17 protein-coding genes are annotated in these 14,538 nt (G+C 36.0%); 16 read left to right on the forward strand and 1 reads right to left on the reverse strand.

Going from position 1 to position 14,538, the window contains the following annotated elements; genetic code table 11:
* Positions 1-40 precede the first annotated feature (40 nt).
* The 9 genes from clpB (at position 41) to C8C84_RS12180 (ending at position 8,462) form a co-directional block, all read left to right on the forward strand.
* On the forward strand, positions 41-2,644 hold the full coding sequence (gene clpB, locus C8C84_RS12140) for an ATP-dependent chaperone ClpB (protein WP_121313901.1): 2,604 nt from the start codon (positions 41-43) through the stop codon (positions 2,642-2,644).
* Between the two features lie 265 nt (positions 2,645-2,909).
* The gene (locus C8C84_RS12145; RefSeq protein ID WP_121313902.1) at positions 2,910-3,122 is read left to right on the forward strand and encodes a hypothetical protein; all 213 of its coding nucleotides are present in this window, start codon (positions 2,910-2,912) and stop codon (positions 3,120-3,122) included.
* Positions 3,123-3,148: 26 nt separating this feature from the next.
* Complete coding sequence (locus tag C8C84_RS12150; protein ID WP_121313903.1) at positions 3,149-3,697, forward strand: ferritin-like domain-containing protein; 549 nt, start codon at positions 3,149-3,151, stop codon at positions 3,695-3,697.
* Between the two features lie 220 nt (positions 3,698-3,917).
* Positions 3,918-4,208 carry a YtxH domain-containing protein gene (locus C8C84_RS12155; protein WP_121313904.1) on the forward strand — a complete coding sequence of 97 codons (291 nt, stop codon included), beginning with the start codon at positions 3,918-3,920 and terminating at the stop codon, positions 4,206-4,208.
* An 11-nt stretch (positions 4,209-4,219) separates the two neighbouring features.
* The gene (locus C8C84_RS12160; RefSeq protein WP_121313905.1) at positions 4,220-4,573 is read left to right on the forward strand and encodes a hypothetical protein; all 354 of its coding nucleotides are present in this window, start codon (positions 4,220-4,222) and stop codon (positions 4,571-4,573) included.
* Complete coding sequence (locus C8C84_RS12165; protein ID WP_199717160.1) at positions 4,570-4,962, forward strand: hypothetical protein; 393 nt, start codon at positions 4,570-4,572, stop codon at positions 4,960-4,962. The genes C8C84_RS12160 and C8C84_RS12165 overlap by 4 nt, the downstream gene beginning before the upstream one ends.
* Positions 4,959-5,885, forward strand: a complete 927-nt coding sequence (locus C8C84_RS12170) for a YihY/virulence factor BrkB family protein (protein WP_199717162.1) — start codon at positions 4,959-4,961, stop codon at positions 5,883-5,885. Before C8C84_RS12165 ends, C8C84_RS12170 begins: the two co-directional genes overlap by 4 nt.
* 149 nt (positions 5,886-6,034) lie before the next feature.
* Positions 6,035-6,829, forward strand: coding sequence for a hypothetical protein (locus C8C84_RS12175; protein ID WP_147406848.1), 795 nt, complete (start codon positions 6,035-6,037; stop codon positions 6,827-6,829).
* Positions 6,830-7,145: 316 nt separating this feature from the next.
* On the forward strand, positions 7,146-8,462 hold the full coding sequence (locus C8C84_RS12180) for a hypothetical protein (protein ID WP_121313907.1): 1,317 nt from the start codon (positions 7,146-7,148) through the stop codon (positions 8,460-8,462).
* A gap of 47 nt (positions 8,463-8,509) precedes the next feature.
* Here C8C84_RS12180 and C8C84_RS12185 read toward each other — a convergent pair whose 3' ends face one another.
* Positions 8,510-8,968 carry a hypothetical protein gene (locus tag C8C84_RS12185; protein ID WP_147406849.1) on the reverse strand — a complete coding sequence of 153 codons (459 nt, stop codon included), beginning with the start codon at positions 8,966-8,968 and terminating at the stop codon, positions 8,510-8,512.
* A 112-nt stretch (positions 8,969-9,080) separates the two neighbouring features.
* Between C8C84_RS12185 and C8C84_RS12190 the strand changes: the two genes are divergently transcribed.
* From C8C84_RS12190 to C8C84_RS12220, 7 genes are all read left to right on the forward strand, one after another.
* Positions 9,081-10,181, forward strand: coding sequence for a histidinol-phosphate transaminase (locus tag C8C84_RS12190; protein WP_121313909.1), 1,101 nt, complete (start codon positions 9,081-9,083; stop codon positions 10,179-10,181).
* Positions 10,182-10,404: 223 nt separating this feature from the next.
* The gene (locus tag C8C84_RS12195; protein WP_349680448.1) at positions 10,405-10,779 is read left to right on the forward strand and encodes a DoxX family protein; all 375 of its coding nucleotides are present in this window, start codon (positions 10,405-10,407) and stop codon (positions 10,777-10,779) included.
* A 97-nt stretch (positions 10,780-10,876) separates the two neighbouring features.
* Positions 10,877-11,257, forward strand: a complete 381-nt coding sequence (locus tag C8C84_RS12200) for a hypothetical protein (protein WP_147406850.1) — start codon at positions 10,877-10,879, stop codon at positions 11,255-11,257.
* A gap of 75 nt (positions 11,258-11,332) precedes the next feature.
* Complete coding sequence (locus C8C84_RS12205; protein WP_121313911.1) at positions 11,333-11,812, forward strand: hypothetical protein; 480 nt, start codon at positions 11,333-11,335, stop codon at positions 11,810-11,812.
* A gap of 30 nt (positions 11,813-11,842) precedes the next feature.
* The gene (locus tag C8C84_RS12210; RefSeq protein WP_121313912.1) at positions 11,843-12,928 is read left to right on the forward strand and encodes a leucine-rich repeat domain-containing protein; all 1,086 of its coding nucleotides are present in this window, start codon (positions 11,843-11,845) and stop codon (positions 12,926-12,928) included.
* 150 nt (positions 12,929-13,078) lie between these two features.
* On the forward strand, positions 13,079-13,291 hold the full coding sequence (locus C8C84_RS12215) for a hypothetical protein (protein WP_121313913.1): 213 nt from the start codon (positions 13,079-13,081) through the stop codon (positions 13,289-13,291).
* A gap of 133 nt (positions 13,292-13,424) precedes the next feature.
* Positions 13,425-14,492 carry a hypothetical protein gene (locus tag C8C84_RS12220; RefSeq protein WP_121313914.1) on the forward strand — a complete coding sequence of 356 codons (1,068 nt, stop codon included), beginning with the start codon at positions 13,425-13,427 and terminating at the stop codon, positions 14,490-14,492.
* The last annotated feature ends 46 nt before the right edge of the window (positions 14,493-14,538 follow it).

The following is a 14,538-nucleotide window of genomic DNA, read 5'->3' on the forward strand; positions in this document are numbered from 1 at the left end:
TCGTTTTAACTTTTAAACAACACACAAAAAAATATAACTTATGAATATTAATAATTTAACCATCAAATCTCAAGAAGCTATCCAACAAGCGCAGCAAATCGCTCAAAGCTTCGGTCACCAACAAATCGAAAACGAGCACCTTGTCAAAGGAATACTCGAAGTCGATGAGAATGTGACGCCTTTTATCTTAAAGAAACTCAATGTCAATGTCGATTTATTTAAGAAGATACTCGACAGCACTTTGCAAAGCTTCCCGAAAGTTTCCGGTGGCGATATTATGTTGTCTCGCGAAGCCAATACGGCATTGAACGAAGCCAACATCATTGCCAAAAAAATGAACGACGAATACGTTTCGATTGAACATTTGCTCTTGGCTATTTTTAAATCGAAAAGCAAAGTCGCCCAAATCTTAAAAGACCAAGGCGTAACTGAAAAAGGATTGGAAGCCGCCATAGCCGAAATCAGAAAAGGCGAAAGAGTCACTTCTGCTTCGGCCGAAGAAACTTATAACGCACTAAACAAATACGCCAAAAACCTCAACGAACTAGCCAGAAATGGTAAACTCGATCCGGTGATTGGTCGCGATGAAGAAATTCGACGCGTATTACAAATCTTAACCCGTCGTACTAAAAACAATCCAATGTTAGTGGGAGAACCGGGTGTTGGTAAAACCGCTATAGCCGAAGGCTTAGCCCATCGTATCGTTGACGGCGACGTGCCCGAAAATCTTAAAGACAAAATCGTTTACTCGCTTGATATGGGTGCGCTGATTGCCGGTGCTAAATACAAAGGCGAATTCGAAGAAAGATTGAAATCTGTCGTAAAAGAAGTGACTTCCGCTGAAGGCGATATCGTTCTCTTTATAGATGAAATCCACACGCTTGTTGGAGCCGGCGGTGGCGAAGGAGCGATGGATGCAGCCAATATTTTAAAACCGGCTTTAGCGCGTGGTGAACTGAGAGCCATTGGTGCCACGACTTTAGATGAATACCAAAAATACTTCGAGAAAGACAAAGCTTTAGAGCGTCGTTTCCAAAAGGTAATGGTCGATGAACCGGATACCGAAAGCGCTATTTCTATCCTTCGCGGGATTAAAGAAAAATACGAAACCCATCACAAAGTGCGTATCAAAGACGATGCGATTATTGCGGCTGTCGAGTTATCACAACGCTATATCACTAACCGTTTCTTACCGGACAAAGCGATTGACTTGATGGACGAAGCGGCTTCTAAGTTGCGTATGGAAATCAACTCCAAACCTGAAGAACTCGATGTCTTAGACAGAAAGATCATGCAGTTGGAAATCGAGATTGAAGCCATCAAACGGGAGAATGATGAAACCAAGCTGAAAGGTTTGGGCATGGATTTAGCCAACTTAAAAGAAGAGCGCAACGAAATCTTTACCAAATGGAAATCAGAGAAAGATGTTGTAGACAATATCCAAGCGGTCAAACAGGAAATCGAAGACTTCAAACTTGAAGCCGAACGTGCCGAGCGCGATGGTGATTATGGTAAAGTAGCCGAAATCCGTTACGGAAAAATAAAAGATGCTCAAGAACGTTTAGATGCTTTGCAAACCCAATTGGCCGAAAACCAAGCCGGAACTTCTTTAATCAAAGAAGAAGTCACTCGCGAAGACATAGCCGAAGTAGTAGCCAAATGGACAGGCGTTCCGGTAACCAAAATGCTGCAAGGCGAAAGAGAAAAACTATTGCGCCTCGAAGACGAATTGCATCACAGAGTTGTTGGTCAGGAAGAAGCCATCGAAGCCATTAGCGATGCTGTACGCCGTAGTCGTGCCGGATTGCAAGACATGAAGAAACCCATTGGTACTTTCTTATTCTTAGGAACCACCGGTGTTGGTAAAACCGAATTGGCCAAAGCTTTAGCGGAATATTTATTCGATGATGAAAATGCCATGACGCGTATTGATATGAGTGAATACCAAGAACGCCATAGTGTAAGCCGCTTAGTTGGTGCGCCTCCGGGATATGTAGGTTATGACGAAGGTGGACAACTCACGGAAGCTGTTCGTAGAAAACCTTATTCTGTTATCTTATTAGATGAGATCGAAAAAGCACATCCTGATACCTTCAATATCTTGTTACAAGTACTAGACGAAGGTCGATTAACCGATAACAAAGGACGCTTGGCCGACTTCAAAAACACAATTATCATCATGACTTCCAATATGGGAAGCGCCATTATACAAGAGAAGTTTGAAAACCTTAAAGGTGGTATTGAAGCCGCAACCGAAGCCGCAAAAACGGAAGTTTTAGGGCTATTAAAACAAACGGTTCGTCCGGAGTTCATCAACCGTATCGATGAAATCGTAATGTTTACACCATTGACGGCAGCCAACATCAAACAAATCGTGGGCTTACAGTTGCAAAGTGTAACCAAAATGCTAGCACAGCAAAACATCACTATGGATGCCACACCGGAAGCCATTGCTTATTTAGCTGAAAAAGGTTACGATCCACAATTCGGAGCAAGACCGGTAAAACGTGTTATTCAGCGCGAAGTGCTTAACCAATTGTCTAAGGAAATCTTAGCCGGTAAAGTCACTACAGATAGTATTATTTTGTTAGATAGTTTTGATGGACAGTTGGTATTTAGAAATCAAAGTGAGTTGGTTGAATAAGACATAAGTTTTGCACTCGTTAAAGCAAAAACACTTATCCCTTTTCCTTCTTCTCTTTTAACTTAAAATAAATAAATTGGTTTTAGTTTGATTGAAAAGCCCCATTAGTTGTAATGACTAATGGGGCTTTTTTATTCGCCTTTCCCGTCTGTATACGGTCAAAGTGGGAATATTACAATTTAAAAAAAGAATTTCGCAACCCTTTCATTTTTAATATGTTCAACTTTACAAAACAACAATAAGTTGTAATTAAACTTATATCAAAATGGAAAAAAATCAAAATGACAACCGCAGTCCGCAAAGAGAAAGCGCGTCAAAAGGGAGAACAAATATGGATTTAGACGATACGCCATCGGCTACTGAAACTCGTCAGAATGCCCAAAACCAACACACTGAAACTAAGGAAGAATCAGAGGATAAAAACAGAAAAACTACAACTGAAACAACTAGTAGAGAAGCCGATACTCGAAACAAATAATCAGTAATAATTAAACAATAATAAATATGAAAGACACTTTGAAAACTACAAAACAAAAACAAGCTCATCCGCCAATGAAATCATCACAATTAATGAAGTTGTTTGTCGATGAGTTAAAGGATATCTATTGGGCAGAAAAAGCACTAACCAAAGCCATTCCAACGATGATTCAAAATGCCTCCTCCTTAGAATTAATTGAGGCGTTAACCAATCACCTTGAAGAAACTCACAATCATGTAGAGCGCGTGAGACAAATCTTTGAAATCCTCGGCAAAAAACCGGAAACTAAACCCTGTAAAGCCATGCAAGGCTTGATAGAGGAAGCAGGCGAGATTATGAAGTCATGCGAAGAAGGTCCTATGCGAGATGCAGGAATCATTTCGGCTGCACAAAAAGTAGAGCATTACGAAATGGCCACTTATGGCACCTTGCGTCAGTTTGGGGAAACCCTAAATTTGACCAGAGTGGTGGTGCTGTTAGCCGCAACACTTCAGGAAGAAAAAGCAGCTGACGAAAAATTGTCAACTGTAGCCATTGGTGCTGTTAATGTGGAAGCTGCTTCTGAAGCGATATAAATTATCTAAACTCATTTTGAATAACAATGAATCTGATCACTATGGTAAGCAATTGATTGGCTTAGTACCATTTGCAGTCAACTTTAGTCTCACTCAAACATGTGAATCTTAAAAGTTTATCAAAGAGTATTATAACATATTTTGCTTCCAATAGGTTGACCTTTGTTGTACAATACAGTTGGATTTTAAAAATGATTAATAACAAGTAAATAAAAAAATTATGAGTACAGGAAAAGTAGTATTAGGAACATTAGCCGGTTTAGCTGTTGGTGCAGTTTTAGGAATTCTTTTTGCACCCGAAAAAGGTTCAGTAACGCGTCAGCAAATTGCAGACAAAGGAAATGATTATGCTGATGATTTAAAATCAAAGTATAAAGAGTTTGCTGATTCAGTATCGGAAAAGTTTCAAAGTGCCAAACATGACGCACAAGAAATAGCCGAAAATGGAAAAGCTAAATTTGAAGACATAAAAAAAGAGGCCGCCAATACGATGTCTAATTATAAATCATAAATAAGCCTATTATGATTGACAATGCAACACCCATAGAAACGCTTTTTGAGCGCGCTCAAGTTTACAGCAAATCTACCGTCAAATTGTTTAAGCTTAATGCCATAGACAAGTCGGCAGACGTTGTATCTTCAATGTTGGCTCGTCTTACTGTTATCATGACAGTTGTATTGTCAATCGTAATTATTAATATCGGGATATCCATTTGGGTAGGCAAATTACTGGGCGAAGTATTCTACGGATTTTTAATCATTGGCGGCTTCTATGCTTTAATGGCATTGATGCTTCACATTTACCGTTACCAATGGATCAAACATCCTATCAGCAATTCGATTGTTAAAAAAATGATGAAAGAAAAAGTGCTATGAAAACCAACAACGAAACCGAAGAATTAAACCAGATGATTCTTGTTGCCCAAGCACAAAACGAAACCGACTTGCGACTACTGCAAGAGCAGTTTGAATTGACATATGAAAGTTTGAAACCTGCCAACATCATTAAAAACGTCTTTCACAATATGACCAATACACCCGATATCAAAGACAACATGGTCAGTAGTGCCATTGGTCTAACTTCGGGTATTATGGGTAAAAAACTTGTGGTGGGAAGCTCACACAGCCCGGTTAGAAAAGTAATCGGAACCGTTGTTCAATTTGCGGTAACCAACTTGGTTTCCAAATACACCGGAGGCTTTTCAGCCATTGCTGGTAATATGTTTAAAAGTTTCTTCAACAAAAAAAGCAGTAAAACCAATTGAAAAAAGGAATGACTACTCGTTTCAAAAATTTCTTTACCATATTAAAAATCACTGCCCAAAAATGGTGGGACAGAGATCCCTTTAAAGAAAGCGCCGTTATAGCCTATTATGCCATCTTTGCCTTGCCCGGATTACTGGTCGTAATCATTACGCTGGCAGGCTATTTTTTTGGTCAAGAAGCGGTTAACGGACAAATAACCGGACAGTTCACTGCCGTTATGGGTGCCGATACTGCACTGCAAATTCAAGATATTATTGCCAAAGCCACCCAATCCAGAAACTCCGTTTGGGCGACTATCATTGGGATAACTACTATTTTAGTAGGTGCCACCGGTGTTTTTGTAGAGTTCCAAAAATCTTTAAACAACATTTGGAACGTTCAAGCCGATGTTTCCAAGTCGGGAATACTCAGTTTTCTTAAAACAAGACTGTTCTCTTTCGGGGTAATTATCGCCATGGCTTTTATCCTTATCCTATCATTAGTTATCTCGGCGGCACTGGCGGCACTGAGTAATTTGATTACCTATTACTTCTCTACCCTATTCTTGGTCGTACTTCAATTCTTTAATTTTATCGTCTCCTTGGGCATATTGGCATTACTATTTGCAGTAATGTTCAAATTCTTTCCCGACGCCAAAATAAAATGGAGACATGTTTGGGTAGGTGCTTTAGTAACCGCCTTGTTATTTGAAACAGGCAAATTTGGTCTAGGCTTATACTTCGGTCAAGCCCATCCGGGTTCGGGTTATGGTGCTGCGGGTTCTATCATCTTAATCCTGCTTTGGGCATCGTACTCGTCTATGATAGTCTTCTTTGGTGCCGAATTCACCCACATCTACGCTGAAAAAACAGACGGCAAAGTCGCACCCGATGAGCATGCCGTTAAGGTGGCGGAAGTGAAAACGAAAGTGGTAAAGGAATAGCACAATTAGGTATTAGTAATTAGTCAATAGCCATTAGTTTAACAAGTGTGTAGCGATTGCGAATAGTTACTATTGCCTATCCTTGTAACATTTCCCCTCTTTCCCCTACTAATCCCCAAAATCATCAATCAAAACAAATCAAAAATCACATGAAAAACTACCTTTCATCAGCAGCGCTATGCTTTATTGTCATGAGCTGTACTCCTTTCAAACCTGCTATTAGCCATGCCGACATCAACACTTTAACCGAGTATAAGGTCAAAGGCAGACAAGGCATTTTAATCAATCAGAAACTTACTTTTGGCGAGTATACCACGTCTAAAGTAAAACGCTCATGGACTAAAGGCGGCAATACCCGTGTGCCGGTATCGGTTTCTCCGGTGGTTGATTTTCTTTATCCGGAGATTCTTACGGCAGACAACAGCAACCGCTACCAAACCTTTGCGTTCCAAATGAATGACGGCCTGAAAAACTACACCGATGTTTATGCGGCTACTGACTTTGCTTCTGAGCGGCTATTGGTAGGCAATAACCCTAACAGCATCGTTAACATCATTAAAGACGTTACCGGTAAAGGAATTGATCAGTCTTATATGTTTTATGCCCAAATATTTGTAAACCAAGACAACAAACCTTGGGAATTGGTGCTCGACAATAACGCTTCGCAACGGGACGCCAAGCAATATGTAGGTTACTTTGGCTATGACCAAAACCGATACTACACGCTAAAACCTATTACCGAGTTACAAACCAATAAAGGCCCAAAACCCATTTGGATGGGCTCTGTAGGCTACGAAATATGCAACCCTAACAACCAAGCTGTTGCGGCGGTTTCGCTCATGGACAACGGACTAGTTTACCTTGCCCCTACTAACCCTGAAGAACGGTTTTTACTGGCTAATCTTTGTGCTACTTTGTTGTTGCAACAGGACATAGCAGAGTAAGGAAAAAGGTGCTGAGGTTTCAAGCAGTAAACTTATTAAGTACACTGAGCAAAGTTATAGTTTGTATTCCTATCAACTGTCTTGTCCCTTTTCCTAATTGTCATCCTGAGCTTGTCGAAGGACACTCCATTTATAAGAAATTTATGTTAATAACTTCGCTATAAATCACTACTAATGGGGATTGATTCTCACTTTTAAATGTGTTAAATTTGATAATACTAATTTAGATAAGAGATTATAGAGTTGATTTATAATGCTTAGCGGGACGTTAGCAGTAATGTTTCAGAAATTCTCGTATTTTAACAACATTTTATAAATGCCAAAAGAAAAAAAAACAAAAGACTTAAAAGAGTTAGATGAAAAAACTGCATTAGAGATAAAGAAACTTAATGCAGAAATTAAGCATTTAAACAATAGCTACTTTTATAGAATTATTTTTCCAATCTTGGTTCCAACAACAATCTCAGCATTAGTTACTGTCAGTTCAATATTCGTACTTTATAAAAGTATTGTCTCAAACGAAAACGAGAAAAGAATGTTGAACCTCAATGTATCTAATGAAAATACTCTTAAAAACAACAAGCTAGTTCTAGAAGCAATTGAATTAACAAAACAAAAAGATGAGTTAAGAAAGTCAATTGCAGAAGATGAAAAAAAACAAAAACAAATTTCCGTTACAGTTCAAAAACTAAATGAGGATATTTTAACTAAAAATAAAGAAAATAATCGTCTCAAATCTTTAACAGAGGGATATGCTAGTCAATTGAAAACATTTCCCGATGAACTTTCCAAAAAAGGTTTGTCTAAATATCTAGAAGTTATTGATTTTCAAACAGATTTTTATTATTCAAAAAACCCAAAAATCTATTCCCGTTTCGGAGAAGATATTCAGAAAGCTCCGAAGAATATCTATAATGAGGTTATTGAAAGTTACATCATTGATAAGAAAAATCTTTTCCCAAATCGTGCTTTTGTTTTAATGACTGCATACAATAATACTTCAAACAAAGAGCATCTATTAAATATTTATCATGAACTACTTAATCCAGAAATATGTTCAAGTGACAGAAATAAAGAGTTTGTGAAAATTGTCAATTGTAAAGAATGGAGCGATGAAGTTTTTCATAAAACTATTGTTTACATTCTTAAAAATAGTTTGTCATGCCAAGCAAGCACATGTAATTTACTAACTGGAATATTAAATAGAAATGATACAAAGCTAAGTATCGATGAAGATTATGATAGCTTTTTGTTGTATTTATCGCTATATCAGCAAAGTATTATTAAAAAGAAAACTAATATTTCATTATCAAGTATTAATCAAATAATGAATTTAAAAAACCTTCCCTTGTATATAATCAGAACATATATGAGTGCTTATATAATATCAAACGAAGAATCTTTCGAAAGTTTTCTAGCTCAACAAAACAATCCGGTAAATCGTCCCATGAATAGATTTAGATTTAAAGAACTTGCAAGTAAATTAAAGATAACTGAAGACGAATTTCGCTCAATAGAATTTTGGAAAAATTACAATGACCAAAATAAAGAAATTGCTAAGAGATTGCTTGAAGACGATTTTAAAACCTACCGAAAGAATAAATCACAGTTTAAAGAAGATATTAATCAATAAACCCAGCCGCTAACAGCCGTTTGGTAGCATGGCTGGTTTTGTATTTCTTAGCCGGAAAGTACTAAGTTGAAATTTTGCTTATCTTTAGAACAAATTATTAAAAAAGTCGCCACTAACGCCAAGCGGCGGCACGTTATGCGCCAGTTTTCGGATTGCGCAAAAGAAGAAGCTAAAGTTATCAAAATAACATGGGAAAGTTCCAAAATGACATGGGAAAGTTCTGAAACGACATGGGAAAGTCCTAAAATGACATGGGAAAAGTCTGAAAAGATACCTGCCAAGTCCGAAAAGGCATCACGAACTTCCGAAAAGCTGTCAACAAAGTCTGAAAAGGTATCACGAAGTTCCGAAAAGCTGTCAACAAAGTCCGAAAAGGTATCATGAACTTCCGAAAAGCTGTCAACAAAGTCTGAAAAGACATCACGAACTTCCGAAAAGCTGTCAACAAAGTCTGAAAAGGCGTCACGAACTTCAGAAAAGACATCACGAAGTTTGGAAATGCGCAAAACCGCGGTAGGTTGTGGGCTATTTTCTAGCAACTGAAATCCAACTGAAAAATTGTAACCAATTTAAAAATAACAGACATATTGAGTGATATTAAAATTTTAAAAATTCACTATGAGCAATAGAAGAAATTGGTTAAAGCAAACAAGTTTAGGTATTGTAGGTTTAGGGATTATTCCGTTTGAGAGTTTTGCAATTCCAACAAAAGAAGACCTCATTGAAGAAAAAAATGTAAGCCTAATTCGGTTAAGGTCAAACGAAAATCCTTATGGCCCATCAGTATTGGCAAGAAATGCAATGAGTGATAGTATAAATGTCAGCAATCGCTATGATTGGGAATTGACAGACGAACTAATTGGAAAAATTGCCCAAAAACATAATTTAACTGATCAAAACATATTATTGGGTGCGGGTTCTTCGGAAATTTTAAATTTAGTTGCTTTGTATTGCTCAAAAAAAACAGGAAATTTAATTATTGCAGAAACTACTTTTGATTATTGGACAATAACCGCTGAAAACGCAGGGCTTAAAAAAATTGCAATCCCATTAACCGCTGATAAAAAGCATGATTTATCAGCAATGTTAAATGCCATTGACTCTGATACGAGATTGATTTATATATGTAATCCTAATAATCCAACGGGAACAATTTGTGCAAGTGAAGCACTTTTAAATTTTATAAAGGAAGCCACAAAAAGAACAAAAGTTTTAGTGGATGAGGCCTACCTGGATTATACAGACCAACCATCACTTGCCAATCTTGTAACAGAGAATAAAAATATAATTATTGCCAAAACCTTCTCAAAAATATATGGTTTAGCAGGTTCACGCATTGGATATGCAATAGCACATCCGGAAACCATAATGGAAATGAGCCAATTACAATTTTCTACAAATGGAAGTGTAAGCATAGTATCAGCTTCAGGAGCTTTAGCCTCGTTAAAGGACAATAAATTTGTAGCAGAAACAATTTTGCTTAATGCCGAAGCAAGAAAATACACAATTGAACAATTGGAGAATCTAAAAATACGTTGTATTCCGTCGCATACAAACTTTGTCTATTTTTCATTAGAAAATTATAACAAAGACTTTTTTGAGCAGTTAAAAAAGAACAATATTCTTGGGACAAAGATTTACGAAGAAAAAGGAAAATGGTCAAGAATTACCATTGGTACAATGACAGAAATGAAACAATTTATTAAAGCATTAGAGTAAATATAAAAACATCGACTAACAGCAGTTTGCAACAATTGCGCGCTTTGGCTTGTCCCGAATTTTGCTGCGCCAGTTCGCCTTCGGTTCGGTTCGGGACTGCGAAAATTCAAAAAAAAATTTTATATTTGGAATCGGCGGTGATTAATCATTGCAACTGTTCAAGACGCAAAACGTTGGCAACAATAAGAATTAATGTCTAAAGAGTAATTAAATAAATTTTACAATGATGAAAAAAAACTTTAACGATTTAGCACTTTTAATATTAAGAGTTGGCTTTGGTGGCTTTATGCTTACCCATGGAATTCCAAAAATAAGTATGTTATCAAACCCTTCCGATTTTGGTGACCCTATAGGTGTTGGCGCCACAACATCCTTAATTTTAGCACTTATTGGAGAAGTTGTCGCTCCTATTATGTTAATCATAGGTTTTAAAACAAAATGGGCTGCAATCCCTGCTGCAATTACTATGTTTGTTGCCGGATTTATAGTACATGCCAAAGACGATTTAGCAACTAAAGAACATGCTTTATTGTTTTTTATAACCTTTGTTGTGATATTTCTAGCAGGAGCTGGAAAATATTCAATTGATAAAGCTTAAAAGTAATTTTATATTTGGAATCATCAGTAATAAATATTAGCCGCTTTACTATTTGCGAAACTTCAGCAGCAATGATGGAAAACCTTAATAACAAAATATGAAAAAACTAATAGCAACTTTATTAATTAGCTGTTCAATGATTAGCTGTTCTGTACTAGACGGCAATCACCCAATGACTGCATTTATAGTAAAAAATACTTCGGCTAAACCTATCACATTTTCTGCCAGTGTTATTAAGCAATCTCAAATTATGGGACCACAGGAAATAACAAGTTCGTTCACTGTACGACCAAATGATAGCATCATTGCCAGACAAACGTATTTTAAAAGAGATGGCGAAAATCCGCATTATTGGTTTTCCAAATTTGAAATTATGCCTGTAGAGGGAATTGAGTTTAATGATCCGCGTAAAGTAGAAAATTGGAAAAAATCTTCAAAAGATAATGTTCCCATTTATACTTTCACCATAAACAAATAAAGAATCATTTATGCGAACAGCTAATAAGTGCAATTGCTACGTTAGCGGTAATTTTTAAAGACGTATAGTTTAAGAATGAAGATCAAAAAAAACTTTAATTACATCATTTTTGTATCAATTATATTTATTGCAATTTATCTATGGACAATTTTCGTAAATATAAAATATGACCCCAATTATACTTCGAAAAGTCATCACGATTATGGCATAAATGGTTTTCTTGTTTTCTTTGCGTATGCTTTTGGCTGGTTAATTTTTGTAGTTGCGATTTTCCAAATAAAATATTATCTGAATGGCAAAGATAATTTGTATTTGATAACTTTTATATTGGCTTCAACTTCGGCTTATATTCTTTTTTTATTATTCGTTTGTGGTTCAATAGAAAACTTAATACAAACAGGAAGTTTCAAAAAAGGAATGGCTCTTTTTCTGCCATCAATAATTTCATTAATAATTATCCATACAAAGGGCTTTAAAAAAATCCATTTAGAATCAAAAGTTAAAAATTATGAAGACTTAAGGCGGCGGTTGGGAATTCAAAACACTACCGGCTAACAGCAGTAATTTTCCATCAACCTTTGACTTATGAAAAAAATTACAGATAAAATAGTAGCCGAAAAAGAGACTATTAAATATATCAATCTGTCAGAACAATATTCTTTATATGAATTGCCGGACATTATAAAAGAATGTAAAGCTCTTGAAAAACTTACCCTATCATTTACCCCAATTCGGGAAATTCCAAATTACATTTTCGATCTTCCTAAACTAAGGGAGCTCCACTTTGCAGGATGTGAAGAATTGCGAAACCAGGTTATCCCATTTTCTGCTTCACAACCATTAGAAAAGCTGTCATTGCACGCTAATAGCAGTAATACTTTTTTTGACGAAATTGAAAAACTGACAAAGCTCAAATCATTAACCGTAAGCGGGAAAATTAATGAGATTCCAAAGTCCGTTTTTAATCTTTCGGCTCTACAGGAATTGGTACTATTTGACACTCAAATCTCTACGGTTCCCAAAGAAATTGAAAAATTAAAATCTTTAAAAAAGTTTTCAATTAGCCAAGCGGTATTTTTACCGGACGACGAATACGTGCCATTACATCTTGAAGAATTATTTAAAAACCTATCGCAATGTCATAGTTTAAAAGAGTTGCATCTCAATAGTAACGGAATAAAACAAATTCCGGAATCCATTAAACTATTGAAACAATTAGAGGTTTTCTCGGCAGAAGACAATTTAATTGTTTCTTATAATAAAGCGCTACATGATTTAACGAAATTAAAAGTGCTCAATTTGGGAATTAATCAATTAAAAGAAATCCCGACTGGAATAGGTCAATTGACTCAATTGAAAATTTTGAAACTCAACTCAAACTGGCAGAACAACTTCGACGCTAAAAACCTATTTGATGAAATATATAAATTAACCGATTTGGAAACGCTTGAACTTTACAGTTGCCAAAGTATTAAAGCAATTCCGGAAACAATTTCAAGTTTAAATAAGCTTAAAAAGTTAGACGTCGATAATAATCTGATTGAGAAATTGCCCAGAAGCATCTTTAATATGACCCATCTGAATACATTGAGAATTTCATCAAACAAAATTAGTCCAAAAGAAATTTCTGAATTAAAAACATATCTCACTTCCACTAAAATAATGGCTTGAGAATCAATCAAAATAAAAACTACTGCGCGCTTAAGCTTCTCCCCAATTTCTTTGCGAAAATCGAAAAGAAGTTCTAAATTTGAGTAATCTAAACGTTAATGACCTTGTTGCAGAAAGGTCTTTTAATTTGCCTAATACAAAGCTAAAAGAATGAGTAAATATGATGCCTTGTGGCAATATATTGAGAAAAATGGTGAACCATCATTTAAATTATCGTTTGATGACATTAAAAATATTGCAGGAATTGCAATAGATCATTCCTTTTTGAATTATAAAAAGGAATTGTTTCAATATGGTTATAAGGTTGAGAAAATTTCTTTAAAAGAAAAAACGGTGTGTTTTCAGAAATTAAGCGATAGCTAATGCTCACACTCATCGAAAGGATAATAAAAAAAGTAACCTAAAAGTTTAGGGTTTACCCAAATTTTAACTGACCCAAAAAGCTATGGGATTACAAGCTACGGCACATCAATCGGCAATCTTGAAATAATTGTACATGGAAACAAAGTTCTCAGCCCACTACTCATCCATCAACAGAGGAGTTTACAATATCAAAAAAGGGATTTCAATCAGTGAGATTGAAGAAATTGTAAGCGACCCTTATTTAGAAGTAATTAGCGTTCGTGAGCCATTAGCTAAACGCGATTATGAAAACCTTGAAAAACATATTTTTTCCAAAAACAACAATGTGCTGCTATCAAAGTATGACTATGTTCCTGACACTACAAGTTTAGGTTTTCTTCAATATGTTCCTTCCATAAAAAGATTGAGTATAAGCAATGCAATCAAGGTAACTCATAGTGATAAACTACTTCTGCTGAACAATCTGGAAGAGTTAAGTATAGTGGACTGTGAAGCCGAATTATTTGAAATTTTAAGGATAATAAAACCCGACCTTAAAGTATTATCCGTTGGAAAGTCCTTGACTAAAAAGCTGAATATTGATTTTATCCCAAGGTTTAACAAGTTGGAGTATTTATTTCTCGAAGAACACTCCAAAAATATTGAAGAAATAGGGAAATTAGAAAACTTGAAAGAGATTGTTTTACGTTCTGTTTCTGTTCCTAATATTAATTTCCTAAAGGATCTGAATAAGTTGTGGTCAATTGACATTAAACTTGGAGGCATAAAAGACTTTTCAGTTTTGGAACAATTACCACAAGTCAAATATCTGGAACTATGGCAAATCAAAGGGCTTTCTGATTTGTCCTTTATCTCAAAAATGACCGGGCTTCAAAACTTATTGCTCCAGTCGTTGATAAACGTGAACGCCTTACCGTCATTTATCAATCTCCCAAAACTTAGGCGCCTCTCACTGATGAACCTGAAAGGGCTCGAGGATTTTAACGCTTTAAAAACTGCTCCAAACCTGCAAGACTTTTTCTATACTGAAATATACCAACAACAGCCTGAAGATTTAATCCCTGCTCTTCAAAATCCAACACTTAAAAATGCTTACATTTATTTCGAAAGCAATAAAAAAAATACAGCGTTCAAAGAATTAGCCGAAAGTTTCGGAAAACAGTTTTCGGACTGGCCGGAATTTATTTATGATAAAGACTAAACACAGATGCGAGATGGTATTGTAGATTGCCGGCAGGCTTGTGTTT

It is taken from the genome of Flavobacterium sp. 102 (assembly GCF_003634615.1).
In the GTDB taxonomy this organism is placed as follows: domain Bacteria; phylum Bacteroidota; class Bacteroidia; order Flavobacteriales; family Flavobacteriaceae; genus Flavobacterium.

Coding starts and splice junctions, on each gene's coding strand:
- clpB (WP_121313901.1), top strand. CDS start 41: ATGAATATTAATAATTTAACCATCAAATCTCAAGAAGCTATCCAACAA.
- C8C84_RS12165 (WP_199717160.1), top strand. CDS start 4,570: ATGAAAACCAACAACGAAACCGAAGAATTAAACCAGATGATTCTTGTT.
- C8C84_RS12220 (WP_121313914.1), top strand. CDS start 13,425: ATGGAAACAAAGTTCTCAGCCCACTACTCATCCATCAACAGAGGAGTT.
- C8C84_RS12195 (WP_349680448.1), top strand. CDS start 10,405: ATGATGAAAAAAAACTTTAACGATTTAGCACTTTTAATATTAAGAGTT.
- C8C84_RS12200 (WP_147406850.1), top strand. CDS start 10,877: ATGAAAAAACTAATAGCAACTTTATTAATTAGCTGTTCAATGATTAGC.
- C8C84_RS12205 (WP_121313911.1), top strand. CDS start 11,333: ATGAAGATCAAAAAAAACTTTAATTACATCATTTTTGTATCAATTATA.
- C8C84_RS12175 (WP_147406848.1), top strand. CDS start 6,035: ATGAAAAACTACCTTTCATCAGCAGCGCTATGCTTTATTGTCATGAGC.
- C8C84_RS12215 (WP_121313913.1), top strand. CDS start 13,079: ATGAGTAAATATGATGCCTTGTGGCAATATATTGAGAAAAATGGTGAA.
- C8C84_RS12160 (WP_121313905.1), top strand. CDS start 4,220: ATGATTGACAATGCAACACCCATAGAAACGCTTTTTGAGCGCGCTCAA.
- C8C84_RS12145 (WP_121313902.1), top strand. CDS start 2,910: ATGGAAAAAAATCAAAATGACAACCGCAGTCCGCAAAGAGAAAGCGCG.
- C8C84_RS12150 (WP_121313903.1), top strand. CDS start 3,149: ATGAAAGACACTTTGAAAACTACAAAACAAAAACAAGCTCATCCGCCA.
- C8C84_RS12180 (WP_121313907.1), top strand. CDS start 7,146: ATGCCAAAAGAAAAAAAAACAAAAGACTTAAAAGAGTTAGATGAAAAA.
- C8C84_RS12155 (WP_121313904.1), top strand. CDS start 3,918: ATGAGTACAGGAAAAGTAGTATTAGGAACATTAGCCGGTTTAGCTGTT.
- C8C84_RS12210 (WP_121313912.1), top strand. CDS start 11,843: ATGAAAAAAATTACAGATAAAATAGTAGCCGAAAAAGAGACTATTAAA.
- C8C84_RS12190 (WP_121313909.1), top strand. CDS start 9,081: ATGAGCAATAGAAGAAATTGGTTAAAGCAAACAAGTTTAGGTATTGTA.